The following is a 25,435-nucleotide window of genomic DNA, read 5'->3' on the forward strand; positions in this document are numbered from 1 at the left end:
TCAGGTGCTGTCATGATGGAATCCATGATTGTCGTCACCTGCCCAGGCCAGGGTTCTCAGACTCCAGGCTTCCTGCTCCCCTGGATCGAAGACGCGAGGAACCGAGACACGCTCGAGCAGCTGTCCGCCTCCTCCGGCATCGACCTCGTCAAGCACGGCACCGAGTCAGACGCCGACACGATCCGTGACACGGCGATCGCCCAGCCCCTCATCGTCGCCGCCGGCATCCTCGCGTGGAACTCGCTCATGGAACTCCCCGGAGCAGCGTCCGCCGTCCGCGGTGTCGCGGGACACTCGGTCGGCGAGATCACAGCCGCCTACGCTGCCGGCATCTTCGACGCCGACACCGCGATGCGCTTCGTCGCCCGCCGCTCCCAGCTCATGGCACAGGATGCGGCCGCGACGCCGACCAGCATGAGCGCAGTGCTGGGCGGAGACGAAGAAGCCGTTCTCGCGCGCCTCGCCGAGCTCGACCTCACCCCGGCCAACTTCAACGGCGGCGGCCAGATCGTCGCCGCAGGCGCCCCGGAGGCCCTCGACGCGCTCCGTAGCGAACCAGCCGCCGGGACGCGCGTCATCCCGCTCAAAGTCGCCGGCGCGTTCCACACGCGGTACATGGAGCAGGCCCGCACCGCGCTCGGCGCGGACGCCGAGCTCTTCGAGGTTCGCGATCCAGTGCGCACCATCTGGTCCAACGAGACCGGCGAGACCGTGACGGACGGCGTCGAGTTTCGCGCAGCCCTCATCCGCCAGCTCGCGCAGCCCGTGCGCTGGGACGCCTGCATGCGCTCCTTCGCGGCCGCCGGCGTCACCTCGCTCATCGAACTCGCGCCCGCCGGCACCCTCAGCGGGCTCGCCAAGCGCGCCCTCAGGGGAACGCCGACGCTCGCGCTCTCCACTCCCGCAGACCTCGACGTCGCGCGCGAGCGCATCGCCGCCGACGCCTGACCCGCCAAGAGCATCCTCGAGAGGACTCGCATGACCACAGCAACACCCACCCTCGTGCAGTCGACGGGCGCGCAGTTCACGCGCATCCTCGCAATGGGCGCCGCCCGCGGTGAGCGCGTCGTGCCGAACTCGGAGATCATCGAGCCGATCAACTCGTCAGACGAGTGGATCCGCCAGCGCACCGGCGTCATCACTCGAGTCCGCGCAAACGAGGACACGAGCGCACTCGACCTCGCCGTCGACGCCTCCCGCGAGGCCATCGAGCGTTCCGGCATCGACCCGAGCAGGATCGGTGCCGTGATCGTCGCGACGATCAGCAACGGGATGCAGACGCCCTCGCTCGCCGCCCGCCTCGCCGACCTCGTCGGCACGACGCCCGCGGCAGCCTACGACCTCAACGCCGCATGTGCCGGCTACTGCTACGCCGTCGCCCAGGCCGACGCGCTCGTGCGCACCGGCGTCGCCGAGCACGTCCTCGTCGTCGGCACGGAGAAGCTCTCCGACCTCATCGACCCAACCGACCGCACCATCTCGTTCCTCCTCGGTGACGGTGCGGGAGCGGCGATCATCGGGCCGAGCGACACTCCTGGCATCTCCAAGTCGATCCTCGGATCCGACGGTTCGCGCTGGGAGGCAGTCTCCATGAACGCGAGCCTGCAGGAGTACCGCCAAGGCGGCTCCGAATGGCCCACGCTGCGCCAGGACGGGCCGAGCGTCTTCCGCTGGGCGGTCTGGGACATGGCGAAGGTCGCGCGACGCGCACTCGAAGAGGCGGGCGTCACCCCCGACCAGCTCGCCGCGTTCATCCCTCACCAGGCGAACATGCGCATCGTCGACGAGTTCGCGAAGCAGCTCGCCCTGCCAGACCACGTCGTCATCGCCCGCGACATCGCGTCGACCGGCAACACCTCGGCCGCCTCGGTGCCGCTCGCAACGCACCGGCTGCTCGAAGAGAACCCCGAGCTCTCGGGCGGCCTCGCACTGCAGATCGGCTTCGGCGCCGGCCTCGTGTACGGCGCCCAGGTCGTCGTGCTCCCCTAACGCGGCCAAGAACTCCCCGCACGCCTCCACCACGCACCGCCGCCGACCAATACACTTGGCTCGGTCATTGACAATCAAGGAGAAACACCATGGCACTTACCAACGACGAAGTTCTCGCGGGACTCGCTGAGCTCGTAAACGACGAGACCGGGATCGCGGCTGACACGGTCACCGTTGAGAAGTCTTTCACCGACGACCTCGACATCGACTCGATCTCCATGATGACGATCGTCGTCAACGCCGAAGAGAAGTTCGACGTCAAGATCCCGGACGACGAGGTCGCAAACCTCAAGACCGTGGGCGACGCCGTCAACTTCATCGTCGCAGCGTCCTAAGGACGGTCCTCCACTTCGAGTGGGCGGCATCTGCCGCCCACTCTTGGTGACTGTTTCACCTTCGCCCCAGTTCATTCAGGAGCAATTGTCATGACCAAGAAAATCGTCGTCACCGGAATCGGAGCGACTTCCCCGCTCGGCGGAGACGCCCGCAGCACCTGGGAAGCACTCCTCGCCGGTGAGTCCGGAGCCCGGACGCTCGAGGCCGAATGGGTCGCGAAGTACGAGATCCCCATCGAATTCGCCGCGACCGCCAAGGTCCCGGCACGCGAGGTGCTCCCCCGCCACGAGGCGAAGCGCCTCGACCCCTCAAGCCAGTTCGCGCTTATCGCTGGCCGTGAAGCCTTCGCCGACGCCGGGCTCACGGTTGGCGACATCCCCGCCGAGCGACTCCTCGTCGACTGGGCCACCGGCATCGGCGGCGTATGGACCCTGCTCGACGCCTGGGACACGCTCCGCGAGAAGGGGCCGCGCCGCGTCATGCCGCTGACGGTTCCCATGCTCATGCCAAACGGCCCCGGAGCCGCGATCGGCATGGACATCCAGGCCCGCGCCGGCGTCCGCACCGTCGTCTCCGCGTGCGCTTCGAGCACAGAAGCAATCGCCGACGCCTACGAGCACCTCCAGCAGGGCCTCGCAGACGTCGTGGTCGCCGGCGGATCGGAAGCGGCCATCCACCCCCTGCCCGTCGCCTCCTTCGCGGCCATGCAGGCGCTCTCCAAGCGCAACGACGACCCGTCGCACGCGTCACGCCCCTACGACGTGAGCCGCGACGGCTTCGTGCTCGGCGAAGGTGCCGCGGCGCTCGTGCTTGAGACGGAAGAGCACGCGCTCGCCCGTGGCGCACGCATCTACGCCGAGCTGATCGGTGGCGGAGTGACCGCAGACGCGCACCACATCACCGCGCCGGACCCAGAAGGTACGGGGGCTGCCCGCGCCATCAGGGCTGCACTCGAGCAAGCCGGGGTCGCAGTCGAGGACGTCACCCACATCAACGCCCACGCGACCTCGACACCCGTCGGGGACATCGCCGAGTTCACGGCCCTCAAGTCCGTCTTCGGGGACTACCTCGCGTCGATCCCCGTCTCGGCGACGAAGGCATCCACTGGCCATCTCCTCGGTGGGGCCGGCGCCATCGAGGCGATGTTCACGGTGCTCGCGCTCTCCGAGGGCACGCTGCCCCCGACGATCAACCTCAACGAGCAGGACCCGGCCATCCACCTCGACGTGGTCACCGAACCGCGCCCGTTCGAGGCGTCCGGCAAGGTCGCGATCTCGACGTCGTTCGGCTTCGGCGGGCACAACGCCGTCGTCGCGTTCCGCGGCATCTAGGCAAGACCTGCACGCGGTTCGCCGCGCGCAGACAGAACTGTGGCCCCTCAGGTGGAAACCTGAGGGGCCACAGTCCTTGGAGTATCGAGAACAGCTGCAGACTCACCTCACGGCGGGCCTACGGCGTGGCTGACCTAGCCGACGCGGTGGTGCATCCAAACGACGGGACTCTCGTCTCCGGCGATGCGGAAAGGCTCCAACTCGTCGTCCCAAGCCTGCCCAAGCGCGAGGCGCAGCTCACGGTGGAGCTCAGAGGCGTTGCCGCCCGCGATTTCCATCGCGTACCGAACGCGTTCTTCCGGAACCACGACGCCGCCAGAGGCATCCGTCTGGGCATAGTAGATACCAAGCTCAGGCGTGTGCATCCAACGACCGCCATCGACGCCAGGACGCGCGTCCTCGGTGACTTCGAAGCGAAGGTGAGCCCACCCGCGCAGATGCGACGCAATCGCCGCCCCCGCGCCGGGCTCGCCTTCCCAGGTGAACTCCGCACGCAACTGCCCCGGAATGACCGGCTGGTCGATCCAAGGAAGGTTGACGGCGTACCCGAGGGCGCGACCGACACCCCATTCGACGTGCTGGCAAAGCGCCTTAGGAGAGGAGTGCACGTAGAGCACCCCTCCTGCGTTTGGTGCAACCATGAGTTCTCCTCCATTCGTTTGGTGATTCGTCTTCCCCAACGATCACGTGATGAATGGATGCGAACTGCATCGTTTACCAGACGTCGACATTTCTGTCGTCTCTTGAATTATGCCCGACGGCGACGCCGAATGACAAGCCTGTCATTACATTCGACGCCGCCGCCCGGAAGTTCGCCGCTAGGCCGGGTAGCGAACCAGGCCGAGCTCGGCCGGCGCCTGCTGGTAGGCGTGCTTGGGCTGCACTCGAACCGTGTAGCCGAGGTGACCCGGAGCGTCCAGCGGCACATCGGCCAGGAACTCCGACGGCCGCTCACTGGCGGGGCGCATCTCCACGATGCGAGCCCCCTGCAGCTCCCCCTGCTCGCCAGGCGTCCCGACGATCGCCTCGACCAGCACGTCGTCCGTGGTGAGCTGCCCGAGCTCAACACGAGCGGACAGGCGGAGGCTCTCCCCGGTCCTCGGAGCCGGGTCCGCGGCCGCCACGGACTCGACCCGAACACTGGGCCAGGCAGCGCGCACCTCACCCAGCCAGCTGGCGAATGCACGGGTCTCCACCCGATCAGCGGCGATCCGCGCCGAACGCCCCGCTGGGAGGTACAAGTCGTTCACGTAGTCGCGGACCATGCGTTCGGCGGCGACTTTCGGCCCGACGATCGCAATCGAGCGGCGCACCTTCTCGACCCATTCGACGGGCAGGCCGCGCTCGTCACGATCGTAGAAGAGCGGAGCGATCTCATGCTCGAGGATGTCGTAGAGGGCCCCGGCCTCGAGCGCGTCCCGGGTGTGCTCGTCGACACCGCTCGTGTCCGGGATGGTCCAGCCGACGCTGTCATCCGCCATCTCGTCCCACCAGCCGTCTGAGATCGAGAAGGTCAGGCAGCCGTTCATGACGGCTTTCATCCCCGACGTCCCCGAGGCTTCCTGTGGACGCACGGGATTGTTGAGCCAGACGTCGCTCCCGGCTACGAGGTGCCTGGCGATCGTGACGTTGTAGTCGGGCAGGAACACGATGCGATCCCGCACACCCGCCTCGTCCGCGAACGCGACGAGCTGCTGCAGGAGCTGCTTGCCGCCCATATCGGCTGGATGCGCTTTGCCGGCGATCACGAACTGCACGGGCCGCTCGGGATTGTTCAGGATTCGCGCCAGCCGTTCCCGGTCCTGGAGCATCAGCGTCAGGCGCTTGTAGGTCGAGACCCGGCGCGCGAAGCCGACGGTGAGCCGGCTGGGATCGAGGATGTCCCTGACCCAGCCGAGCTCCGCATCCTGCGCACCGCGTGCCTTCCACGACGCGCGCACGGAGTCGCGCGCGCGACCCACCAGCTCGGCACGCAGCTCGCCGCGGATGCGCCACAGCTCTTCAGCGCTGACCGCGCCGGGGTTGTCCCAGGTGTTGGAGGTGGCCAGGTCCTGACCGCCATTCATCGTCTCGATGACTGGCATCATCGCCGGTCGGGTCCAGCTCGGGATGTGCACGCCGTTGGTGATGGAGCCAATCGGCACCTCCTCGGGTTCCACACCCGGGTAGAGCTTCGCGAACATGCCACGTGAGACGACGCCGTGGAGCTTGGCGACGCCGTTGGCGTACTGGGCGAGCCGGAGGCCGAGGTGCGCCATGTTGAAGCGACCTGGATCGTCTTCCGCTCCCAGGTCCATGATGCGGGCAGCGGGGACCTCTGGCACGAGGGTGTGGCCGCCCGACGAGCCCAGGTAGCGCTGGACGAGGTGCGCATCGAATCGGTCGATGCCTGCGGGAACCGGCGTGTGGGTCGTGAAGACGGTGCTCGAGCGGACGATCGCCAGGGCCGTGTCGAACGTCTCGCCGTCAGCCATGAGCTGCCCGATCCGCTCGATCCCTGAGAAGCCGGCGTGGCCCTCGTTGAGGTGGAAGACCGTCGGCTGCCGACGCCCGCGAAGTTCCGCGTAGGCCTGAACTGCGCGAACACCACCGACGCCCAGCACGATCTCCTGGCGGATGCGGTGCTCCGCGTCACCACCGTAGAGACGGTCGGTGATCGCGCGGAAGTCCTCGGGGTTCGTCGGCAGGTTCGTGTCGAGCAGCAGCAGAGGCACGCTCCCGACCTGCGCCTCCCAGACGGCGATGTCGAGGGATCTCCCGTCGGGGAAGCCGAGCGCTACATGTACCTGCTGCCCCTCGGCGTCAAGCACGGGATCGACCGCGAGATCCGTCGGAGGATGCTCCGTGTACGCCTCCTGCTGCCAGCCTTCCCGGGAGAGCGTCTGCGAGAAGTACCCGTAGGTGTAGAGGAGTCCGATGCCGATGACGGGCGCACCGAGATCGCTCGCACTCTTGAGGTGGTCGCCGGCGAGCACGCCAAGGCCCCCGGAGTAGACGGGCAGCGATTCGGTGATGCCGAACTCCATGGAGAAGTAGGCGACGCTCGTGGCCTCGTCTTCGCTCGCGCGCGTGCGCTCGTGGAACCAGCGGTCGCTCTTGAGGTAGGCGGCCAGGTTCTCGGCCTCCTGTCCGAGACGGGCGAGGAACGCGTCGTCAGCGGCGAGCTCGGCGACCCGCGACGCTGAAAGTGAGCGCAGCATCACGACCGGATTGCGACCGCACTCGCGCCACAACCGCTCGTCGATGCCCGCGAACAGTCGCTCGGCGCTCGGGCGCCAAGACCAGCGGAGGTTCTTCGCAAGTAGCCGCAGAGCGGCGAGCTCATCGGGGAGGACAGTGGATACGGGCAGCGAGTCGTAGGCCTTCACGCGGTACAGCGTAGCCCCACAACGCGCGATCGCAGCGTCGCGCGAGTGAACGTCAGTGAACGGAAGAAGTGACCGACGCGATGATCTCTCGTGCGGCGGCTGCGCGCCCCTGGAGGTCCTGCCAGATCCATGCGGCAGACCGCGCATCGACCGGCACGAAGCTCGTCAGCGTGCCGGTGGGATTCGAGATGCGCACCTCGTAGCCGCCGACTACCCTGTCCTCTTTGACGAGCAGGAAGAGCAGGCTGAAGATCGTCAGGACGAAGAAGCCCGCGATGGCGACGATGATCGCCCACGTGGGGATCGCCCGCTCGACTCGCGACATGTTCGTGACGAAGACCGTTGAGCCCGCGGTCGGCAGCGAGCCGTAGGGACCGGCGATGCGATCGCGAGACACCTCGAGTTCGCCGAGGAACACTCGGTCGAGATTCTGCTGCTGGTTCTCGATGGGCAGTGGGGTGCTGGTCATGATCGTCCCTTCCTCGACTTCCAGAAGGCTACGTGGCGCACCTGACCGAGCGCGTCATCACCTGGTCTGATCTTCTGGGCGCCCGCACCCGGCGGTTGTCAGGAGCGGATCTGACCGTCGCCCGTGACGACCCACTTCGTCGTCGTGAGCTCCTCGAGCCCCATGGGCCCACGTGCGTGCAGCTTCTGCGTCGAGATGCCCAGTTCTGCGCCGAGACCGAACTGGCCGCCATCGGTGAAGCGAGTCGACGCGTTGACGATCACAGCGGCCGCATCCACCTCGGCGGTGAACCGCTCTGCCGCCTGCAGCGAGCTCGTGACGATCGCCTCCGTGTGACCCGTGCTGAACTCGCGGATGTGCTCGAGGGCCTGGTCGAAGTCGTCGACGACTCGCACTGCGATCTCGTAGTCGAGGTACTCAGTCGCCCAGTCCTCGTGCGTCGCCTCGTGGACTTCGATGCCGCCCGGGGCCGCCGACCGCGTGCGCTCGTCGCCGTGCAGACGAACCCCGCGCTGGTTCAGCTCGGAGAGCGCGCCAGGAAGGAAAGCGGCGGCGGCATCTGCGTGCACGAGGAGTGTCTCGGCCGCGTTGCAGACCCCGACCCGATGCGTCTTGGAGTTGATGATGATGTCGAGGGCCATGTCGAGCTCGGCCGAGCTGTCGACGAAGACGTGGCAGTTGCCGACCCCTGTCTCGATGACGGGGACACGGGACTCGCGGACCACGGTCTGGATGAGCCCAGCCCCGCCGCGCGGGACGACGAGGTCGACATGGCCGCGGGCGCGCATGAGCGCGCGCGCTCCGGCTCGCCCGTACTCGTCGATGGACTGCACCAGGTCGGCGGGCAGCCCGTAGGCCTCGAGTGCCGCGCGCATCGTGCCGATGATGGCTTCGTTCGAGGACTCGGCCGCAGATCCGCCACGCAGCATCACCGCGTTGCCGCTCTTCAAGGCGAGGCCCGCGACATCGACGGTCACGTTCGGACGTGCCTCGTAGATGACGCCGATGACGCCCATGGGCACGCGCAGCTGACGGAGCCGGAGGCCGTTCGCGAGTGTCGACCCACGGACGACTGCCCCAACCGGGTCCGGAAGCGCCGCGACCTCGCGGAGCGAGTCTGCGATCGCGCGGATGCGTGCGTCGTCGAGCGCGAGCCGGTCGAGAAGTCCCCCGGACATACCGGAGGCACGCCCTCGCTCGAGGTCGAGGGCATTGCCGGCGAGGATCTCCGGACTGGCGGCCACGAGCGCGTCGGCGAGCGCGAGGAGCGCACCGTCCTTCTGCGCGCGCGTCGCCCGTGCCAGGACCCGGGACGATGCTCGTGCGCGTCCGGCGAGCTCGACGATCGCGGCTGTCGCCGCCTCGTCCGCATCACCCTGGTCGGCCGTTTCCGCGCGCTCACCCTGCAAGATCGTCATGACAGTGCATTCTATGCGGCGCGGGAGCCCGTCAGCCCGCTGCGCCCGACTCAGCTGACGCGGAGCCCCTTCGGGCGCACCAGCACGAGGTCGTCACGGTGGATGACCTCGCGGTCGTACCCTGAGCCCAGCGATGCGCGGAGCGCGCTCGAGGACTGCCCGAGCATGTCCGGGATCTCGACGGCATCGAAGCCGGTGAGGCCGCGCGCGATCACGGAACCGCTCCTGGAGACGAGCTCGACGGGGTCACCCGCGACGAACTCGCCTTCGACGCCGACGATGCCTGCCGCGAGGAGGGAGGCGCGGCCGCCGAGGACGGCATCCACGGCACCGTCGTCGAGGACGATCTTCCCCTGCACACGTGCCGCGTGCGCGATCCACAGGCGTTTCCGCGACGCGCGCTTCCCAGTGGGCGCGAACCAGGTCCCGACGCGCTCCCCCGCGATCGCCGGTCGTGCGTTGTCCGCCTTCGTCAGGACGACGGGGATGCCCGACCCCGTGGCGATCGACACCGACTCGAGCTTCGTGAGCATGCCGCCCGTTCCGACGTCGCTTCCCCTCCCGGACACCTCGATGCCCTCGAGGTCGCTCGGGCCGAGCACCTCCGAGACGCGCCGTGTGCCCTCCCTCGTGGGCGGTCCGTCGTAGAGGCCGTCGACGTCGGTGAGCAGCACGAGCGCGTCGGCGCCGACGAGCTGCGCGACCAGCGCCGCGAGACGGTCGTTGTCACCGAAGCGCAGCTCATCGGTCACGACGGCATCGTTCTCGTTCACGATAGGGACGACGCCGAGTCGGAAGAGCCGCTCGAGCGACCGCTGCGCGTTCTTGTAGCGCGTTCGGCGCACCGTGTCCTCCGCGGTGAGCAGGATCTGCCCAACCGTGATCGCCCGGTCGGCGAAGGCCTCCGCGTACCTGGCCACGAGCATCCCCTGTCCAACGGATGCGGCCGCCTGAGCCGTCGCGACGTCACGCGGTCTCGAGGGCAGCCCGAGTGGGCCGATACCCGCGGCAACTGCGCCAGAGGTCACGAGCAGGGTCTGCAGGCCGCTCTCGTGACGGTCGGCGATCACCTGCACCAGCTTGCGGAGCGCATCGAGGTTGAGGTGTCCGTCGGCGCCGGTCAGCGATGAGGACCCGATCTTGACCACGATGCGGTGGGCGGTCGAGAGCTGAGCACGGGCGGCGATCGGATGCATCCGCCTATTCTCCCCTGATCCTCGGCGCGTGCCGAATTGCGTCGCGAAACGTCGCGGTCACGGTGGGATGACGGCGCCGCGCTCTCGCGCGGCGCCGCCTCACTCAGCTGGCCGCGGGGGCGGCGCCCAGCTCCTTCTTCCGCGCCGCGGCCGCGGCCTCGGCCCTCCGGTCCGCTCGCGCCGCCCGCTTCGCGGCTCGGCGATCGGCGCGCCGCTCCACGCTCGAGTAGAGCACGGGGACGAGCACCAGCGTCAGCAGCGTGGAGCTGATCAGACCGCCGATGACAACGATGGCGAGCGGCTTCGAGATGAAGACCCCGCCACCGGTGAGCCCCAGCGACATCGGGATGAGCGCGAAGATCGTCGCCGCGGCCGTCATGAGGATCGGCCTGAGGCGAAGCCTGGTGCCGTGCACGATCGCGTCATGCACGCTCGCTCCGCGCTCCCTGATGTGGTTGATGAGGTCGATCAGCACGATCGCGTTGGTCACCACGATGCCGATCAGCATCAGCAGGCCGATGAGCGACGGGAGCCCGAGCGGCGTGTCCGTGAGCAGCAGGAGCGCGACAGCTCCCGTGGCCGCGAACGGCACCGAGACGAGCAGGATCAGCGGCTGCATGAGGCTGCGGAACGTCGCCACCATTATGAGGAACACGAGGACGATCGCAAGCAGCATCGCCATGCCGAGCTGCTCGAACGACTCGCTCTGGTCAGCCGATGCGCCGCCGACCACGAACGTGACGCCTGCCGGCAATGCGAGGCCGTCGGTCGCCGCATACACGGACTGCGTGACGGTTCCCAGCTGCCCCTCGGCTGGCGTGATCGAGACCGTCACCTGACGCGCCCCGTCGTGGCGGGTGATCGCACTCGGCGTCGCCTCCTCGCGCACGGCGGCGATGTCGCCGAGGCGGATGGGCGTCGCTTTCGTGTCGGCAAGCCCCTCCTGCCTGGCCTGCGTCTCCTCCGCCTCGAGCGTCTGGGCCGCCATGTCCTCCTGCGCCTTGACGGCCGCGTCGACGCCGGCGTTCGCCTGCTCGATACCCGACTCCGCTTGCGCGATCGCCTCGGTGAGCGCCGCGATCTGCGCATCGCGCTCGGCCTGCGCTGCCTGCTCCGGCGTCATCGCAGAACCGACTTCGGGGGTCATCGGCGTCAGCGGGGCTGTCTGCAGGGTCGCAAGCTGCGTCTGCAGCTGTGCGAGCTGAGACGAGACCGTATCTCGCGCCTCGACGGCGTCGTCGACCGTCTGCTGCATCTGCTCGACCGCCTCAGCCTGCTGCTCTTCGGCCTTCGCCTCCTGCTCGTCCGCGAAGGCATCCGTCGCATCCTGGATGGCGCGCTGCTGCTGGACCGCGGTCACCGGAAGCTGCATGAGCGCAAGCTGGTCAAGCGCGACGGCGCCCTGGGTCGGAGCGATCACGATGTCCCGGTCAACGCCTTCGAGGCGGACGGATCCGAGCGGGGTTCCGTTGAGGGCCGCGGAGACCGCCTGGCCGACCGTGGCCTGCGTGTAGCCGAAGCCCGCGGCCTTGCTGCGGTCGACGTCGACGACGACGACGTTCCCTCCCGTGCTGAGGTCGTTCGTGACGGCGGTCACACCAGGCAGATCCTTCACCGCGTCTCCGAGCTGCGTCGCGGCTTGGCTGAGGGCCTCCGCGTCGTTGCCTTGGATCGCGAGCTGCACGTCACTCGCCAGCGCAGACGAAGCGGCGGTCGTCACGGTCACTTCACCGACGTCGCTCAGTCCGCCGAAGTCAGTTCTGAGGCTGTTCGCGACGGTTTCCGCATCCTGCCCCTCGACAGGGATCACGGTGATCGAGGTGTCTCCCCCGCCACCACCGAACGCGCTCGCCCCGCCGGTCCCGATCGAGCTGACGAACGTCTCGACGCTGTCCTTCGTGGCGATGACAGCCTCGAGCTTCTCCGCGCCCGCCAGGCTCTGCTCGATGGTCGTGCCCTGTGCGAGCTTCTGCTCGACCACGATGGTCTCGTCGCCCATGCTGCCGAGGAAATCACTGCGAAGGGCGGTCGCCCCGACACCGGTGAGGAGCAGGAGCGCGAGCGCGGCCGCGACCGTGCGGCGGGGGTGGCGCAGCGTCGCATCGAGAATCGGGACGAAGGCGCGCTGCAGGCCGTCATACGGCGACCCCTCCTCGCCATCGCCTCGCGCCTGGACCACACCGGTGGCTGTGGTGGGGACCGGCAGGAGCGTCTTCCCGCGCGTTTCTCGTTTCGCGTTCTTCGCGTCGAGCTTCGCCGCCTGGCGTGCCCGGCGGCGCTCGGCAGACTCCTCCTGCCGTTCGGTCCACGCTGCGTGCGTCGCTCGAGCCCGGATGAACCGCTCCCGCTTCATGGGCTTCGACGGGCGACGGAGCATCCAGTAGGCGAAGACGGGCACGATGGTGAGCGCGACGACCAGGGAGGCCACGAGGGCGATCGAGACCGTCAGAGCGAACGGCTGGAACAGCTGGCCGACGATATCCCCGACGAACGCGATGGGCAGGAACACGGCGACCGTCGCGAGCGTCGACGCCGTGATGGCGCCTGCCACCTGGCCGACGGAGCCGACGATGCCCTCGATCGTGAGAGGACCAGTCCCCTGCCTTCGCTTGATGTTCTCGATCACGACGATCGAGTCGTCGACCACGCGACCCACGGCGATCGTGAGCGCTCCGAGCGTCAGGATGTTCAGCGAGTACTCACCCACGTTGAGGCCGACCATCGTGATGAGCAGCGACATCGGGATGGAGATCGCGGCGACGATGGTCGAACGGAACGAGGCGAGGAACAGGAAGATGACGAGGACGGCGAAGATCAGGCCCAACCCGCCCTCCACCGAGAGATCGTGGATCGACTGCTCGATGTACGGCGCCTGGTTCTCGATCTCCGTGAAGACGACGTTGGACGGAAGCGTCGGCGTGAGCTCGGCGAGCTTCTCGGTCACCCCGTGAGCCACGGAGACGGTGCTCGCGTCGGCGGCCTTGGTGACGCTGAGCGTCAGGGTCTCCGCACCGTTGACGCGGGAGATCGACGTCGCGGGGATCTCCTTGACGTCGACATCCGCGAACTGCGAGAGCAGGACCGTCGAGTCCTCTGTGGTGAACGGCAGGGCGCGGATGGCATCGAGCGTGTCGAGCTGCGAGCCGACCTGCACGGAGATCTCGCCGCTGCCGCCCGTCACGTCGCCCGCCGGGAGCACAAGACCCGCCGCCGCCAACGTCGGCTCGATCGTCGCCGTGTCGATCTCGAGAGCATCCACGTCGGCTTGGCGGAGATTGATCTCGACGCGCTCTTCGCGCGCCCCGGAGACCTCGACGTTCTGGACCCCGTCGACCTGCGAGAGGGCAGGCACCACGGTGTCGGTCATCGTCTTCGACAGGGTGGCCGTATCAGCATCCGACGACACACCGAGCGTGAGCACCGGCAGGGCATCGAGCGAGAACGTCATGAGCTCAGCCGTCGATGACTCAGGACGCTGGGACTCCGTCGACTCGACGGCGGAGCGCAGCTCGGCCTCGACCTGCGTCTTGTCCGCGTCGAAGCTCCACGCGACGACGATCTGGGCAAAGCCCTCCGAGGTCGTCGAGGTGACCGACTGCACCTCCGAGACCGCGCGCAAGGCGTTCTCGATCGGCTCGGTGACCTCCGACACCATCACATCGGGAGAAGCGCCGTCGAGTGTCGCCGTCACGAAGCCCTGGGGGATCTCCATCGACGGCATGAGCTCCTGCTTGAGCTGGGCCGTCGAGATGATCCCCGCGGCTGCGATCGCCGCCGTGAGCAGTCCGATCAGAATTCGATACTTGAGACTCAGACGGGTGAGCACAGACACAGAGGGCCCTTTCGACGCGATACGACGCCGAGCGGTGACCTGGCGCTCCTCAATCCTGTCGCCGGGGTGATTCCTCTGAATCGCCCGAAAGGACGGGTTCCGTCTGCCCAATGCCCTACTTGAGGCTGATCTTTGACCGAAAGGCCACCCCGGCGCGGCGGGAACAGCGCGGCTCTGGTAGTGCGCCGACCGCCGGATCAGGAGTGCGTGGCACCACGTCCCGGGTTCGCGAGCGTCACCCGGTGGACCGCCCACATCTCGCGGACGCGGTCGACGATGCTCCTGCCGTCGTTCAGATCGTCGATCAGCAGCTGGATGCCGACCAGGTTCGCGAGGATCTGCCACGCGGCCGCATCCACGTCGATGTCATCCCGGAGTGCACCGGACTCACGCGACGCCTGGAGGGCCTCCTTCGTCACCTCGAGCCACCGGTCGAACGGGCGGGGCAGCTCTTCCTCGATGAGCTCCCGCTCACGGACGAGCCTGATCGTCGCGCGGATGAGCGCATCGGACTGGAAGCGCTCAGCGATGCGGATCATCAGGGACTCGAGCTCGTCGAGCGACATGCCGCGAGCACGAGACGCCGCGAGCTCCTCATCCCACATGACCGTCCAGCTCACCGTGACCGCCTGAGCGAGCAGCGCCTTCGTCGGGAAGTGGAAGTACACGGTTCCCTTGGTCATGCCGAGTCGATCAGAGATATCGCTGAGCACCGTCGCGGCGTATCCGTTTGCCTCGAACTCGAGCGAGGCGGCCTCGAGAAGCGCCTGCCTCGTCTGCGCTCGCTGTTCAGCTCGCTTCATCATCCCCTGCTTTTCGTGCATGCAGGATCGACGTCGACCCCGCTTGTGGGGCACCAGTCTAGACCTGCGCACACCCCGACCATCGGCCTGCCGCACGCGGGAGCGAATTCTGGCTAGAATCGACAGCGCTTGGGGCGGTAGCCAAGCTGGTTAAGGCATCCGGCTCATAACTGGACGATGCGTGGGTTCGAGTCCCACCCGCCCTACTCTCCTCTGTTCGGCACTCCCTGTCGGAGCGCCCGCGTGGCACGATGGTGGCATGATCGTTGCCTTCTCTGTCGCCCCCAGCGGAACTCCGAGCCCCAACGCCCCTTCACCGGGTGAGGGCGACGCCTCGCTGCACAACGCGGTGGCAGCAGCCGTCGCGGTCGTGCGCGAGTCCGGGCTCCCCAACCGCACTGACTCGATGTTCACGACGATCGAGGGCGAGTGGGACGAGGTCTTCGCCGTCGTCAAAGCGGCCACCGAGGCCGTCGGCCAGTTCGGCAGCCGGGTCTCCCTGGTGCTGAAGGCGGACATCCGGCCCGGGCACACGGGCGAGCTCGATGGAAAGGTCGAGCGCCTGGAGGCCGCCCTCGAGGCACGCGAGGCCCGCTCGAGCTAGTCGGCGTCAGCTCACGGCGCGGATGCCCGCGCCGGTCGCGGACTCCGCCCGGTCGTCTGGCGTGCTGATCTGCGCCCAGATCTCATCAAGCGAAACGGACAGCACCCCCGCGATAGCGGCGATCGTCGTGAACGCCGGCGTCGCGACTCGGCCAGATTCGATCTTGCGAAGCGTCTCGGGCGAGACGCCGGCGTCGAGTGCTACGCGCAGCATCGATCTGTTCCCCCGAGATCGTCGTAGGAACTCGCCGAGACGCTCCCCGCGCTCGATCTCCTCGGGGCTGAGCGGCAGTCTGACCATGACCCGATACTAATCCGGTATATCTTTACCGGGATACTTATTGGGTCGCTTTCGCGTCGGACTACGGAAGGCACCGCATGATCGAGATCCTCAACGACGAAGAGCTGGCGCGGGCGGCAGTCACCGGGCAGCTGGTCGGGTCGATTCTCCAGGAACTGCGATCGAGGATCCGAGTAGGCACCAACCTGCTCGAGGTCGACCGGTGGGCCAGGTCGATGATCCTCGATGCGGGCGCGACCTCCTGCTACGTCGACTACGAGCCATCCTTCGGACGTGGGCCGTTCGGCCACTACATCTGCACAGGGGTGAACGACGCCGTGCTGCACGCCAAGCCTCGCGACTACCGGCTCGCTGACGGGGACCTCCTGACCCTCGACCTGGCCATCGTCAAGGACGGGGTAGCGGCTGACGACGCGATCAGCTTCATCGTCGGCTCGACGCGGGACGCCGGTGACGAAGCGCTCATCGCCGTCACGGAGCGAGCCCTCGCGGCTGCCATCGACGTCGCACGCCCCGGTGCTCGAATCGGCGACCTCTCACACGCGATCGGCACGGTGCTCGCGTCGGCGGGCTACAACATCAACATGGAGTTCGGTGGACACGGCATCGGCTCCACCATGCATCAGGATCCGCACGTCGCGAACAACGGCCGACCGGGCCGCGGAGTGCGTCTCCGCCGTGGCATGCTGCTCGCCATCGAACCGTGGGTCATGGCCGACACCGGCGAGCTCGTCACGGACGACGACGGCTGGACGCTCCGCAGCGCGACGGGATGCCGAACCGCCCACTCCGAGCACACGATCGCGATCCTCGAAGACGGGCCACGCATCCTGACCCTCCCCGCCGGGCCGGTCGACTGACGAACGCCCGAGCGGTCAGTCGAGCGAGTGGTCCTGCTCGTTCACCGAGTCACGGGCGACGTCCTTGACGGAGGCGCCCCGGTAGAGGCGCTCGAAGAGCTCGAGCGTGCGGTCGATGTCGTGCATACGAACGAGGTCGAGGCCCGTCCGGCCCATCTCCTCACGCTCGGCGTCCGAGAGCGACAGCACCTTCGCGAGCTTGTCCGCGAGGTCATGCTCGTTGTTCGGCTCGAAGAGGAAGCCGTTCTCGCCGTCGTGCACGAGGTGCGGAAGCGCCATGGCGTCGGCTGCGACAACCGGCTGGCCGGAGGCCATCGCCTCCATGGTCGCGATCGACTGCAGTTCGGCGATCGACGGCATCGCGAACACCGAGGCGCGCGTGTAGATGCGACGAAGCTCCTGGTCGCTCAGATAGCCGTGGAACGTGACCCGATCCGCGAGACCGAGCTGCTTGGCGAGCGACTGAAGATTCTTCTTCTGGTCTCCACCACCGACGATGTCGAGCTGCACGTCAGGGGGCAGCAGAGTGAGCGCGCGCAAGAGCACGTCGATCTTCTTCTCGCCCGTCACACGGCCGACAAAGAGGATGCGCTTGGCTTCTCGCGCCGAGAAGTCGAACGCGTAGTCGGAGGTCCGGATGCCGCACGAGATCGCGAGCACGTCGGAGATCCCCCCGTTTGCCTCCAGGAAGTCGGCGGCACGCCGTGTCGGGGTCGTGATCGCCGTCGCGCGCCCGAGCGTCGAGCGAGCGTCGTTCCACCAGATCCTGGCCGCGAGGCCACGCAGAGCCTGCGGCAGCAGGGAGTGGTCGACGAGGTTCTCGATCATCAGGTGGTTCGTGCCGATGATGCGGATGCCGCGTTTCTCCGCCTCGATCGCCACCCCGCGGCCGATGATGACCGCCGACTGGAAGTGAACGACGTCGGGACGCACCTCGTCGACGACCCGCTGCGACTCGGAGCGGATGCGCCACGGGGGTGCGTAGCGCAGCCAGTCGTGGGCCCACCACCGGTGCGAGCGGAGGCGGTGAGCGGTGATGTTCTGCCCGTCGTACTGCTCGGTCCAGGTTCCGTGGCGGCGGCTGGCGGCGGGCACCATGACGTGCACGTCGTGCCCCCTGGCCGCCATGCCGGAAGCGAGGTGCTCGGTGAACTTCGCGGCGCCGTTGACGTTGGGCGTGAAGGTGTCCCCTGCGATCAGGATCTTGAGCGGCCGCTCGCCGTCAGCTGCGACGGCGGGGGTGCTGCTTGAGTGACCTTCATTCGGCACGGGGTGGTGACCTCGATCTCGTCTGGGGGCTCGCGACAGGGTGTGGTCGTCGCTCGCGGAATCTCACGTCATGCTACTGGCCGCGCTCCGCGAGGGGGCTTCAGCACACGCTGGGACGCTGCTATTGCTCGATGACTCGGGCCTCAGAGTCGTGGTGGTGCCCTTGGGGATCCTGCGTGCCACGACCTTCGACGGCATTTCGACGCACGGCCTCGACCTCCGCATCCGTCTGCCCACGCTCGAGCACGAACACGCCCGTGACGGCGATGGCGCCCGAGACGACGAACATGAGGAAGGCGTACCAGGGCGCCGCGTTCGCCTCGCCGAGCACGGCGATGGCGATGCCGACGGCGATGATCGGGTCGATGACGGTGAGGCCGGCGATGACCATGTCCGGCGGTCCTGAGGCGTAGGCGTTCTGGACGAAGTAACCGCCCACCCCCGTGGCGACGAGCAGCGCGACGAGGCAGATGAGCGTGAGCCATTCGAAGTTGTCGTGCTGGATGCGGTTGATGGTGATCTTCGCGAGCGTCGCGACGAAGCCGTAGATCACTCCGGCGCCAAGAACGTAGATGAGCGCCTTGAACCGCTTGCGCAGGAAGAAGAAGGCGGTGCCGAAGACCACGACGACCACGGCGAGCAGCACGAGGACGGTGGCGACCTGCTCGTCTGAGATCGCGCGCTCCTTCGCGAAGAGCGCCGCGACCGTGACGAAGGCGCCGACGCCGATGATGCAGAGCGCCACCGCGAAGATCTTCACGTTCGGCAGTCGTTGCCTGATGGCGCGAGCTGTGAGCAGTGTCGTCAGGAGCAGCGAGACGACGCCGAGCGGCTGCACCACGATGATCGGCGAGAACACGAACGAGGACAGCTGCATCACGACTGCCAGCCCGAGCATGACCGTGCCGATCACCCAGGAGGGGCGGCTCAGGAGGGCGAGCAGGTGCTTCAGGTTCAGCCCCGCAGCACCGCTCGTGCCGCTCGCTGCCTCGACCTTGCTCACTCCGCGGTGCTGGTACATGGCGCCGAGCGACAGGAACACCGCGCCTATGAGAGCGAGCGGGATGCCGATCATCTGGACCGGACTGAGCCCCGGGAGCACTGCCAGATCACTGAGGGGTGCGATGGTCATGATGGGCAATCCTATTGGGCGGCGCGAGTCAGAGAGGGAGGTTGGCGCGAAGATACGCTGATGGGATGACAACTCTCCCAATTCGCATCTACGGCGAGCCCGTCCTCCACGAGCCCGCAGCCCCGGTGGGCGACATCACCGACGAGATCCGTGAACTCGTCTCGGACATGTTCGAGACGATGGATGCAGCGCCGGGTGTCGGCCTCGCAGGCCCGCAGGTCGGCGTCGGCAAGCGCCTCTTCGTGTACTCGTACGAGGACGCCGACGGGACCATGCATCGCGGTGTCGCCATCAACCCGGAGCTGTACGTGACTCCCGCCGCACCTGAGTCGCTGCTGGAGCTGGACGACGAGCTCGAATCCGAGGGGTGCCTCTCGTTCCCCGGCGAGCGCTACCCATTGCGACGATCGGAGCGTGCGCTCCTGCGTGCGTCCGATCTCGAGGGCGAGCAGTACGAGATCGAGGCAGAAGGCTGGTTCGCGCGCATCCTGCAGCACGAGTTCGACCACCTCAACGGCGTCATCTACGCGGATCGTCTGGAGCACCCCTGGTACAAGGACGCGTTCAAGGTCATGCGCAAGCGCAGCTGGGGCGGGCCCGGCAAGAGCTGGCTGCCTGGGGTCGACGACCTCGAGGGCTGACTCCGCCGGTCAATGTCGGTGGCTCCTGCGAGGGTTCCGACATGACCACAGCGCTGAACGACCCCATCGAGGTCGAACTCGTCGACGAGCTCCCGTCCGTCTTCTGGTGGGAGCGTTTCGCCTACGTCGTGCACGGTCTGCCGCAGGCGTTCTACCGGCGCGTGCAGCAACGGTGGTGGACGGGCGAGGGTGACCCGTCTCGCCTCGACACCGAGTTCTGGCGCGTCAGCGCGAAACGTGATGGCTCCGACGGCGAGGCTTCCCTCTTCGACCTGCGAAGGGACCCGGACGGCTGGCGGCTGGTGCTGCGGTGGGAGTGATTCACCCGCGACGTCGTCGAGGCGCCGCGATCTCACACGATGCGCTGCCCGGCCTGCCAGACAGAGTGGGTGAGCTGCATGCCCGGGCGGTAGGCGAGGTGCGTGACCGAGGGCGCGTCCAGCACCTGGAGATCCGCACGAGAGCCTGGCACCAGCGCGCCGACGGGCAGTTCACCCTCGTGTCTCCGGAGCGCGATCGCCCCGCCCATCGTGGCGGACCACACCGCCTCCTCCACGGTCATCCGCATCTGCAGCACGGCGGTGGTGACACAGAACGCCATCGAGGTCGTGTACGAGGTGCCCGGGTTGCAGTTGCTCGCCAGGGCTACCGTCGAGCCCGCGTCGAGCAGGGCTCTTGCCGGTGGGAACGGCTGCCGTGTCGACAGGTCGCACGCCGGCAGCAGCGTGGCGACGGTGGCCGATGCCCCGAGCAGGTCGATGTCTTCGTCGTCGAGGAAGTTGCAGTGGTCGACGCTCGCGGCCCCCAGCTCAACGGCGAGCTTCACCCCGGGGCCCGGACCGAGCTGGTTGCCGTGGACACGCAGACCCAGCCCTGCATCACGGCCCGCCTGCAGCACAGCACGCGATTGCTCCTCATCGAACGCGCCGCGCTCGCAGAACACGTCCATCCATTTCACGTACGGGCGGACGGCGTCGAGCATCGGGCCCGTGACGAGCCCCACGTAGTCGTCGGCATGCCACCCCGCCGGGACGACGTGGGCGCCGAGGTAGGTGACGTCGTCGGAGATCTCGGCCGCAAGGCGGGCGGAGCGCTCCTCGGTCTCGACGTCGAGCCCATACCCGGTCTTCGTCTCAAGCCAGGTCGTGCCTCCGACATTGGCTGCGCGGACGCGCTCGGCCATGAGCGCCCGCAGCTCCTCACTGCTGGCGGCACGAGTTCGCTCGACCGACACCCTGATGCCGCCAGCCGCGTACGCCTCCCCCGCCATGCGTGCCGCGAACTCGGTCGAACGGTCTCCGGCGAACGCGAGGTGCGTGTGCGAGTCGACCCAGCCCGGAAGCACGGCACGGCCGCCGACGTCGACACCGCGGTCTGCCGCGGGCGCCCGCATGGTCGGACCGATCCACGCAACCCGGTCACCGTCGATGACGAGGGCGGCATCGCTCAGCACGCCATCGTCGCCGTTGGTCGTGAGTTCGCCGATGCTCGTGAACACGGTCGAGGTCATGAGGCTCCTTCGGATCGTGACGCCGGATCGGCGGCGAAGCGCGCGAGCTCGGCGGCTGCGTGTGCAAGCCGCGGCCCGTCCCTGCCGCGGTCGTAGACGACGCGCCCGCCCACGATCGTTCGGACCACGTCGCTCCCTGTCCCGGCGAGCAGCAGCTGAGGCGGCATCGAGCCTGCCGTGCGGACCGAGGACGAGTCCACCTCGACGAAGTCGAATGGACCGCCGACCGCGCCGGGCGCTGGGACGCCGAGCGCGGAGTACCCGCCTTGCGTGCCGATCGTCAGCAGCTCCTGCGGTGAGAACCTGCCTCGGGTCTGGGAGCGGAGTCGCTCCCCCGCTTCGAGGCCGCGCAGCTCGAGCAGCGGGTCGACCACCGCGTTCTGGTCGGACCCGACGGCCAGACGTGCGCCGGCTGCGACCAGTTCGGTGGCCGGGCCGATGCCGTCGCCGAGGTCTGCTTCCGTGGTCGGGCAGAACACGGCGTGCACCCCGGTCTCCCCGAGATGCGTGATGTCGTCGTCGGTCAGATGCGTCGCGTGCACAACGCTCAGGCGGCTGGAGAGGGCACCGGCATCCGCGAGCACGTTCGCCGGCGTCCGACCGTAGGCCGTCAGGCTCTGCTCGTTCTCCGCGGCCTGCTCTGAGAGGTGGATGTGGAGTGGCACGTCGGTCGGGAGCCCTCGGACGATGCTGGCGATCGCGTCGGCTGGGACAGCCCGAACCGAGTGGATCGCCGCTCCCAGGAGGACTTCGGGGTGTGTGGATGCGAGGCGGCTTCGCAGACGGAACCACCGCTCGAGCCAGCGCTCTGCGTCCGCGTCTCCGAACCTCCGCTGCTCGGGCGAGAGGTCCGCTCCGATGGACCCCGTCAGGTAGCAGGTGTCGAGCAATGTCAGGCGGATGCCCGCTGTCCGTGCGGCGTTGGCGAGCGCCAACTCCATGTCGTGGTCAGGGTATGACTCGCCATCCGCGCGGTGGTGCACGTATTGGAATTCCCCGACAGCCCCCCATCCGTTGGCGACCATCTCGGTGAAACCTGCGGCGGCGATGCGCTCGAAGGCGTGTGGCTCGAGCGCACCCGCCACGGCGTACATCTTGTCTCGCCACGACCAGAAGGTGCCACCGTCTGCGTGTGTGCGCCCCCGCAGCAGGCGGTGGAAGACGTGCGAGTGGGCGTTGCCGAACGCGGGGAAGGCGGTGCCGAGCACGAGGTCATCGTCCTGCGCGCGCACGCCCACCTGCTCGTCGACCAGCACGCCCGCTTCGTTCTTGAGTCGCACGGACCGCACCGTGTCCGCACCCCGCACGAGTGTGTCGGCCCAGATCCAGCCTTCGTCGAGCAGCCGGAGCGTGGTGCGACGATCGGTCACTCGCCCTCCCACATCGGGACGCGCAGTCCGCGCTCCCTCGCGATGTCGGCGGCGTGCTCGTAGCCGGCATCCACGTGGCGCATGACTCCCGTGCCGGGGTCGTTGGTGAGGACGCGTTCGATCTTCTGCGCCGCGAGATCCGTGCCGTCGGCGACGATGACCTGGCCCGAGTGGATCGATCTGCCGATCCCGACGCCGCCGCCGTGGTGCAGCGACACCCAGGTTGCGCCGGAGGCGGTGTTCAGCAGGGCGTTCAGCAGGGGCCAGTCGGCGATGGCATCCGAACCGTCCTTCATCGACTCGGTCTCGCGGTACGGCGAGGCGACCGAGCCGGAGTCAAGGTGGTCCCGGCCGATCACGACGGGCGCGGAGAGCTCGCCGGACGCGACCATCTCGTTGAACCTGAGTCCGGCCAGATGACGCTCCTTATAGCCGAGCCAGCAGATGCGCGCAGGCAGACCCTCGAAGCGCACCTTCTCCCCCGCGGCCTTCACCCAGCGGTGCAGGCGCTCGTCATCCGGGAACAGCTCGAGGATCGCGCGGTCCGTCACGGCGATGTCGGCGGGGTCGCCGGAGAGCGCCGCCCACCGGAACGGGCCGCGCCCCTCCTCGAACTGGGGGCGGATGTGGGCTGGCACGAATCCAGGAAAATCGAACGCCCGCTCGTAGCCGCCGAGTCTCGCCTCCGCGCGAATCGAATTGCCGTAGTCGAAGACCTCGGCCCCGGCATCCTGGAACTCGACCATCGCCTTGACCTGCTTGGCCATGGACGCACGGGCTCGCTCGGTGAAGCCGACCGGGTCTCGCCCGGCCTCGGCCTTCCACTCCTCGACGCCCACCCCCTCGGGGAGGTAGGCGAGTGGGTCGTGCGCGCTCGTCTGGTCGGTGACCATGTCGATCGCGACGCCGCGCTCGAGGAGCAGCGGAAAGATCGTCGCCGCGTTGCCGACGACGCCCACGGAGCGAGGCTGGCGGGCTTCCTTCGCGGCGAGCACACGCTCGATGGCGTCGTCGAGGTCGTGTGTCATCTCGTCGAGGTAGCCGTGCTGGACTCGCCGCTCGAGGCGGCTGGCGTCGACATCCACGATGAGGACGACGCCCTCGTTCATTGTGACGGCAAGGGGTTGCGCGCCTCCCATGCCTCCAGCGCCGCCCGTGAGCGTGAGGGTCCCCGCGAGCGTCCCGCCGAAGCGTTTCTCGGCGGCGGCGGCGAACGTCTCGTAGGTCCCCTGGAGGATCCCCTGCGTGCCGATGTAGATCCAGGATCCCGCCGTCATCTGCCCGTACATCGTGAGGCCAGCTGCCTCGAGGCGCCGGAACTCGGGCCAGTTGGCCCAGTCTCCGACGAGGTTGGAGTTCGCGATCAGCACGCGAGGAGCCCACTCGTGTGTGCGGAAGACGCCGACCGGTTTTCCAGACTGGACGAGGAGCGTCTCGTCGTCTTCGAGTGTCGTGAGCGTGCGAACGATGGCGTCGTACGCCTCCCAGCTGCGTGCGGCTCTGCCCGTGCCGCCGTAGACGACGAGGCTCTCTGGATGCTCGGCCACTTCGGGGTCGAGGTTGTTCATGAGCATGCGAAGCGGTGCCTCGGTCTGCCAGCTCTTCGCGGTCAGCTTCGTGCCGCGTGCTGCCCTGATGTTCTTGTGCGTGTTCATGTTCAGATCCCTTCCTGCGGTGGTGTGCCGAGGCGTCGCTCGATGCTCGCCGCGGCGTCGGTGAGCAGCTCGCCGAAGCGGGCCGCTCTGCTCGGCGTGACTCGGTAGCTCGGCACCAGCAGGCTCACTGAACCGAGGACGCGATGATGGAGCTCCACCGGAGCTGCGATCGCTGTGACGTCCGGCTCGATGCCGCGCTCGACCGTCACGTAGCCGATCGGCGGGGTCTCGCCGCGAAGGACCTGGCCGGACGCGGACCCGTCGAGGGGGATGGTGCGCCCGACCCAGTTCGTATGGCGCACCGAGTGCGTGCCCTCGTGGATGGCGATGTACAGCGCCTGCTCCGCATGGCCCTCGACGCACAGGTAGACCGACTCGCCGGTCGTCTCCGCGAGGAGCTTCATTGCGGGCGCAGAGAGCTGCGCGAGGTTGTCGTTCGAGAGGGCTCGCGCTCCGAGCTGGACCATGCGACTCCCCGCGCGGAAGTCTCCTTGGTCGTCGCGGCTCACGAATCCGGCCGATTCCAACGTTCGAAGGAGCCGAAGGGAGGTGCTCGGCGAGAGGTCGGCGAGGCGTGCGCTCTCCGCCAGGCTCAGACCGTCCCGCTCACAGACGGACGCGAGGAGGGTCAGTGCTCGTTCGACGGTCCGCGTCGATGGTTCGGCCAACGTGACTCCCTGGTCGCAGGCGGGCACGGTTGCCGACGTCGTGATGTCCGTCGGCCTTGTTGCACTCAGTAAAACTGAGATGTCAGTGCATGGCAAGAGGCGTGTTGGATTCGGACGACCCGGGTTGGTGTTCTGCCCCAACCGCGCTCAGCTGCGCGGGAGCACGACCGCGAACACCCCCCGACCAGCGAAGTCCCGCGAATGATCTGGCGACCCCGAGAAGAGGACCGAGTCGAGGGGGCCCAACGTCTCGTCTCCCGTCTCGAGCGACCCGGCCAGAACGACCACTGCCTCGGCCGCTCGGGGAATCTGCGGCACGGTCCGTGCGACGACGAGCCGGAGTTCCGGCCCGCCATCGGCATACATGAGGTTCAGCACCCGCGAAGACATGGCGGCGGATGCTCCGGTCACGCGCTGCTCGCCGGTGAAGCGCACCTGCTCTCCGCTGTTCAAGCGCACCTCGTCGCCATCGATCTCGAGACGCACCGCATCGATGGCGAGCTGCACCCGCTGCGTGCTCGGGATGACGGAGAACGCAGCCGGGCCCTCGATCGTTGCGATGCTCAGCGCCCATCCCCCGCCATCCGACATCGCCCGCAGCGTCCGCGTCACGCCTTGTCCGTTGCGCCAAGGCGTCGGCTCGAGTTCGTCGTAACGAAGTACACGCGCAGCGGTCATGCATCC

At 68.0% G+C, this 25,435-nt stretch carries 23 protein-coding genes, 1 tRNA gene and 1 pseudogene; 9 read left to right on the forward strand and 16 right to left on the reverse strand.

Annotated elements, in window-relative coordinates; all coding sequences use genetic code 11:
* The first annotated feature begins 24 nt into the window (after positions 1 to 24).
* The 4 genes from C5B97_RS10945 (at position 25) to fabF (ending at position 3,656) form a co-directional block, all read left to right on the forward strand.
* Positions 25 to 948 carry an ACP S-malonyltransferase gene (locus C5B97_RS10945; RefSeq protein WP_104312071.1) on the forward strand — a complete coding sequence of 308 codons (924 nt, stop codon included), beginning with the start codon at positions 25 to 27 and terminating at the stop codon, positions 946 to 948.
* A gap of 30 nt (positions 949 to 978) precedes the next feature.
* Positions 979 to 1,989: a beta-ketoacyl-ACP synthase III gene (locus C5B97_RS10950; RefSeq protein WP_104312072.1), complete on the forward strand. Its 1,011-nt coding sequence runs from the start codon at positions 979 to 981 to the stop codon at positions 1,987 to 1,989.
* Between the two features lie 89 nt (positions 1,990 to 2,078).
* Positions 2,079 to 2,324 (forward strand): acyl carrier protein, encoded by a 246-nt coding sequence (locus tag C5B97_RS10955; protein ID WP_068479114.1) that lies wholly within the window; start codon positions 2,079 to 2,081, stop codon positions 2,322 to 2,324.
* Positions 2,325 to 2,414: 90 nt separating this feature from the next.
* Complete coding sequence (gene fabF, locus C5B97_RS10960) at positions 2,415 to 3,656, forward strand: beta-ketoacyl-ACP synthase II (protein WP_104312073.1); 1,242 nt, start codon at positions 2,415 to 2,417, stop codon at positions 3,654 to 3,656.
* A 134-nt stretch (positions 3,657 to 3,790) separates the two neighbouring features.
* Here the strand turns inward: fabF and C5B97_RS10965 are convergent, their stop codons facing one another.
* From C5B97_RS10965 to C5B97_RS10995, 7 genes are all read right to left on the reverse strand, one after another.
* Positions 3,791 to 4,297: a DUF3145 domain-containing protein gene (locus C5B97_RS10965; RefSeq protein WP_104253399.1), complete on the reverse strand. Its 507-nt coding sequence runs from the start codon at positions 4,295 to 4,297 to the stop codon at positions 3,791 to 3,793.
* A 177-nt stretch (positions 4,298 to 4,474) separates the two neighbouring features.
* The gene (gene glgP / locus C5B97_RS10970; protein WP_219819796.1) at positions 4,475 to 7,024 is read right to left on the reverse strand and encodes an alpha-glucan family phosphorylase; all 2,550 of its coding nucleotides are present in this window, start codon (positions 7,022 to 7,024) and stop codon (positions 4,475 to 4,477) included.
* 52 nt (positions 7,025 to 7,076) lie between these two features.
* Entirely contained in the window at positions 7,077 to 7,493 is a 417-nt protein-coding gene (locus C5B97_RS10975; RefSeq protein WP_104312075.1) for a hypothetical protein, read from the reverse strand.
* Positions 7,494 to 7,591: 98 nt separating this feature from the next.
* Positions 7,592 to 8,911: a glutamate-5-semialdehyde dehydrogenase gene (locus C5B97_RS10980; RefSeq protein ID WP_104312076.1), complete on the reverse strand. Its 1,320-nt coding sequence runs from the start codon at positions 8,909 to 8,911 to the stop codon at positions 7,592 to 7,594.
* Between the two features lie 50 nt (positions 8,912 to 8,961).
* Entirely contained in the window at positions 8,962 to 10,107 is a 1,146-nt protein-coding gene (proB, locus tag C5B97_RS10985; RefSeq protein ID WP_104312077.1) for a glutamate 5-kinase, read from the reverse strand.
* A gap of 103 nt (positions 10,108 to 10,210) precedes the next feature.
* Positions 10,211 to 13,939 (reverse strand): efflux RND transporter permease subunit, encoded by a 3,729-nt coding sequence (locus C5B97_RS10990; protein ID WP_104312078.1) that lies wholly within the window; start codon positions 13,937 to 13,939, stop codon positions 10,211 to 10,213.
* 197 nt (positions 13,940 to 14,136) lie between these two features.
* Positions 14,137 to 14,742, reverse strand: coding sequence for a TetR/AcrR family transcriptional regulator (locus C5B97_RS10995; protein WP_181026980.1), 606 nt, complete (start codon positions 14,740 to 14,742; stop codon positions 14,137 to 14,139).
* Between the two features lie 131 nt (positions 14,743 to 14,873).
* On the opposite strand from C5B97_RS10995, the gene C5B97_RS11000 reads away from it, so the two are divergent.
* Positions 14,874 to 14,948, forward strand: a tRNA-Ile gene (locus C5B97_RS11000).
* A 53-nt stretch (positions 14,949 to 15,001) separates the two neighbouring features.
* Positions 15,002 to 15,346 carry a thiamine-binding protein gene (locus tag C5B97_RS11005; protein ID WP_104312080.1) on the forward strand — a complete coding sequence of 115 codons (345 nt, stop codon included), beginning with the start codon at positions 15,002 to 15,004 and terminating at the stop codon, positions 15,344 to 15,346.
* Positions 15,347 to 15,352: 6 nt separating this feature from the next.
* On the opposite strand, the gene C5B97_RS11010 is transcribed toward C5B97_RS11005, so the two are convergent.
* Positions 15,353 to 15,646 (reverse strand): helix-turn-helix domain-containing protein, encoded by a 294-nt coding sequence (locus tag C5B97_RS11010; protein WP_104312081.1) that lies wholly within the window; start codon positions 15,644 to 15,646, stop codon positions 15,353 to 15,355.
* 77 nt (positions 15,647 to 15,723) lie between these two features.
* Between C5B97_RS11010 and map the strand changes: the two genes are divergently transcribed.
* Positions 15,724 to 16,506, forward strand: a complete 783-nt coding sequence (gene map / locus C5B97_RS11015) for a type I methionyl aminopeptidase (RefSeq protein ID WP_104312082.1) — start codon at positions 15,724 to 15,726, stop codon at positions 16,504 to 16,506.
* A 15-nt stretch (positions 16,507 to 16,521) separates the two neighbouring features.
* On the opposite strand, the gene C5B97_RS11020 is transcribed toward map, so the two are convergent.
* Both C5B97_RS11020 and C5B97_RS11025 read right to left on the reverse strand, forming a co-directional pair.
* Positions 16,522 to 17,775 carry a glycosyltransferase gene (locus C5B97_RS11020; RefSeq protein WP_258068155.1) on the reverse strand — a complete coding sequence of 418 codons (1,254 nt, stop codon included), beginning with the start codon at positions 17,773 to 17,775 and terminating at the stop codon, positions 16,522 to 16,524.
* Between the two features lie 121 nt (positions 17,776 to 17,896).
* On the reverse strand, positions 17,897 to 18,907 hold the full coding sequence (locus C5B97_RS11025; protein ID WP_104312083.1) for a DMT family transporter: 1,011 nt from the start codon (positions 18,905 to 18,907) through the stop codon (positions 17,897 to 17,899).
* A 65-nt stretch (positions 18,908 to 18,972) separates the two neighbouring features.
* Here C5B97_RS11025 and def point away from each other — a divergent pair, with 65 nt between their 5' ends.
* On the forward strand, positions 18,973 to 19,548 hold the full coding sequence (gene def / locus C5B97_RS11030) for a peptide deformylase (protein ID WP_104312084.1): 576 nt from the start codon (positions 18,973 to 18,975) through the stop codon (positions 19,546 to 19,548).
* 41 nt (positions 19,549 to 19,589) lie between these two features.
* Complete coding sequence (locus tag C5B97_RS11035; protein ID WP_104312085.1) at positions 19,590 to 19,868, forward strand: hypothetical protein; 279 nt, start codon at positions 19,590 to 19,592, stop codon at positions 19,866 to 19,868.
* Positions 19,869 to 19,900: 32 nt separating this feature from the next.
* Here the strand turns inward: C5B97_RS11035 and hutI are convergent, their stop codons facing one another.
* The 6 genes and pseudogenes from hutI to C5B97_RS11060 form a co-directional block, all read right to left on the reverse strand.
* Positions 19,901 to 21,058: an imidazolonepropionase gene (hutI, locus tag C5B97_RS11040; protein ID WP_104312086.1), complete on the reverse strand. Its 1,158-nt coding sequence runs from the start codon at positions 21,056 to 21,058 to the stop codon at positions 19,901 to 19,903.
* Positions 21,055 to 22,428, reverse strand: a complete 1,374-nt coding sequence (locus C5B97_RS11045) for a formimidoylglutamate deiminase (RefSeq protein ID WP_258068157.1) — start codon at positions 22,426 to 22,428, stop codon at positions 21,055 to 21,057. The genes hutI and C5B97_RS11045 overlap by 4 nt, the downstream gene beginning before the upstream one ends.
* Complete coding sequence (gene hutU, locus C5B97_RS11050) at positions 22,425 to 24,083, reverse strand: urocanate hydratase (protein ID WP_104312087.1); 1,659 nt, start codon at positions 24,081 to 24,083, stop codon at positions 22,425 to 22,427. Before hutU ends, C5B97_RS11045 begins: the two co-directional genes overlap by 4 nt.
* A gap of 2 nt (positions 24,084 to 24,085) precedes the next feature.
* The gene (locus C5B97_RS11055; protein WP_258068272.1) at positions 24,086 to 24,550 is read right to left on the reverse strand and encodes an IclR family transcriptional regulator; all 465 of its coding nucleotides are present in this window, start codon (positions 24,548 to 24,550) and stop codon (positions 24,086 to 24,088) included.
* A gap of 39 nt (positions 24,551 to 24,589) precedes the next feature.
* Positions 24,590 to 24,778: pseudogene (locus C5B97_RS18225) on the reverse strand (helix-turn-helix domain-containing protein); the annotation flags it as partial.
* Between the two features lie 120 nt (positions 24,779 to 24,898).
* A complete protein-coding gene (locus tag C5B97_RS11060) occupies positions 24,899 to 25,429 on the reverse strand; it encodes a HutD family protein (protein WP_104312089.1) in 531 nt (176 codons plus the stop codon).
* Between the last annotated feature and the right edge of the window lie 6 nt (positions 25,430 to 25,435).

Origin of the sequence: Pseudoclavibacter sp. RFBB5, from assembly GCF_002931555.1 — a bacterium.
GTDB lineage: Bacteria > Actinomycetota > Actinomycetes > Actinomycetales > Microbacteriaceae > Pseudoclavibacter.